Source organism: Flavobacterium sp. (genome assembly GCF_044361015.1).
Taxonomy (GTDB): Bacteria; Bacteroidota; Bacteroidia; order Flavobacteriales; family Flavobacteriaceae; genus Flavobacterium.
On the sequence record NZ_JBIKJL010000114.1, the window covers coordinates 1 to 2,617 of the forward strand.

A 2,617-nucleotide genomic window follows, 5' to 3' on the forward strand; every position below is an offset into this window, starting at 1 on the left:
TGAAAAATCTGATTTGCTCAACAAACTTTTACAAAACCATAATTTTCAATTAGTCAACAAGGACATCAAAGGAGGTTATCATTTTAATGGTAATTTCCACAATGCAAATGATGTTCAAAATACCTTGGATGAATTAGGACAAAATCCGGAATACAAAGATTTAGTTGCTAAAGAATCTAAAAATGTCTTGCAAATATTTGAAGATGTTTTTAATCATAAAGCATTTACAGGGCGTTCCGGGACATTTTATGGCTACGAAGGTTTAGGCTCCATTTATTGGCACATGGTTTCGAAATTACATGTTGCCGTTTCAGAAATGTGCGAATCTGCACTCAACAACCATGAAAAGGCGGAGGTAATTGACTCGCTCGCTTCACATTTCAATGAAATTGGTGAGGGTATTGGCGTACACAAATCGCCTCAAGTTTATGGAGCTTTTTCCACCGATCCCTATTCGCATACACCATTCAATAAAGGAGCCCAACAACCCGGAATGACAGGTCAAGTTAAAGAAGACATCCTGACAAGAATTGCTGAACTTGGAGTTAAAATGAACGATGGAAAATTGAAATTCCAACCTACTTTATTGCAAAAGAAAGAGTTTTTATCGCAGCCTACTGAAGCCATTTTTACTTTGGTTGACGGAACTAGCAAAACAATTACTATTGAAAAAAACAGTCTTGCTTTTACAGTTTGTCAAGTGCCAATTGTTTACAAAACAGCTAATTCAAATGCCCTGCACCTTTTTTTCAAAAATGGAACAGAAGAGACCATTCCAGCTTTAGAATTAGATGCAGAGAACAGCAAAAAAATATTCGATCGAACCGGAGAAATTATAACTGTAAAGGTTTCCTTAAACGAAAGCACCTTAAGATAATGAAAAAATTGATTTACATAGTATTCCTTATGGTTATATCATGTAATCAAAAATACTCTAGAAATTTAGCTCCAAATGAAATTACAGCCGAAATGATTTTAGGAAATAACAACTATCAAGCCATCTGTTATGGAGGTTATCGAACCAACACTCGCGAAGTGCAACCCACAATAACCGAAATAATAGAAGATTTAAAAATTCTAGCTGCTATAAACATAAAAGTACTGCGAACTTATAATGTACATTATGAAGAAGTTTCTAACCTTTTGAAAGCGATTAGCCAATTAAAAAAAGAGGATCCAAAATTCGAAATGTACGTCATGTTGGGAGCTTGGATTGATTGCAAAAATGCTTGGACGGAACTCCCTCCTATTCACAATGAAGAAAGTAGCCGCAACGCCATTGAAATAGAAGAAGCTGTGCGATTAACCAATCAATATCCCGATATTATTAAAATCATCGCAGTAGGAAACGAAGCCATGGTAAAATGGGCCACCAGTTATTACGTTACGCCAACTATTATTTTAAAATGGGTAAATCATTTACAAGATTTAAAAAAACAGCACAAATTGCCTAAGAGTGTTTGGATCACCAGTTCTGATAATTTTGCCTCTTGGGGAGGTGGAGATGCCGAATACCACGTTGAAGAATTGAATCAATTGATAAAAGCCGTTGACTATATTTCAATGCACACCTATCCAATGCATGATACCCACTACCATCCGGTTTTTTGGGAAATTAAAGAAAATGAACAGAAATTATCCGAAAAAGAAAAGATTGACGCTGCAATGTTGAGATCCAGAGATTATACCATCAATCAATATGAAAGCGTTGTGAAATACATGAAATCCATCGGTGTGAATAAACCAGTACATATTGGCGAAACAGGTTGGGCTACACAATCAAATGAACATTATGGAACCGATGGTTCAAAAGCAACCGATGAATACAAATCGGCTCAGTTTTATAATTTAATGAGAGAATGGACCACTAAGGAAAAAATTTCGTGTTTCTATTTTGAAGCTTTTGACGAAAATTGGAAAGACAAAGCCAATCCGCTTGGTTCAGAAAATCATTTTGGATTGATTAATTTAAAATCACAAGCTAAATACGTGCTTTGGAATGAAGTAGACAAAGGGACTTTTAAAGGTTTAACCAGAAACGGAAAACCTATCACTAAAACTTACAAAGGTGATACTAAGGCTCTGTGGTTGGATGTAAAAACACCAACATCCATTTTAAAAAACTAAAAAATGAAGAAGTATAAAAACATACAATTCCATTTTAAATTTTTAACCTTATTGTTAATCATCTCGTTTTTTATGACAAATTGTGCTACTACAAAAGAGCTCGAAATAGAGGTTTACGAAACATCCGCAGCAGGAAATTCATTAACCAAAGTGGCTGAGTTTTCAGAAAATGAAAATCTAGTTGTTGTCACTATCAATCCGGAAGAAAAATTTCAAACCATTACAGGTTTTGGCGGCTCATTTACAGAAGCTTCTGCCTCGTTACTAAATCGATTGAGCAAGGAAAACCGAAAAAAAATATTAGATGCTTATTTTAGTGAAAACGGTGCTAATTATTCTCTAACCCGAACACATATCGCTTCCTGTGATTTTTCTTTAAGCAATTACACGTATGCTAAAGTTGAAAATGACTTAACATTAGAAAATTTTACAATTGAAGATGATAAAGAAGACCTAATTCCGATGATTTTAGAAGCAAAAGCCATCTCTA

Annotated in this window: 1 protein-coding gene and 2 pseudogenes; all 3 read left to right on the top strand. The window is 34.7% G+C overall.

The window, feature by feature from the left end; all coding sequences use genetic code 11:
• Nucleotides 1-877, top strand: a pseudogene (locus ACIQ2Z_RS12940) (hypothetical protein); the annotation flags it as partial.
• A gap of 29 nt (nt 878-906) precedes the next feature.
• Nucleotides 907-2,127, top strand: a complete 1,221-nt coding sequence (locus ACIQ2Z_RS12945; protein WP_396184582.1) for a glycosyl hydrolase family 17 — start codon at nt 907-909, stop codon at nt 2,125-2,127.
• Nucleotides 2,128-2,130: 3 nt separating this feature from the next.
• Nucleotides 2,131-2,617, top strand: a pseudogene (locus tag ACIQ2Z_RS12950) (glycosyl hydrolase family 30); the annotation flags it as partial.

Excerpts from the sequence above, each read along its gene's own strand:
- ACIQ2Z_RS12945 (WP_396184582.1), top strand. The coding sequence starts at position 907 with ATGGTTATATCATGTAATCAAAAATACTCTAGAAATTTAGCTCCAAAT.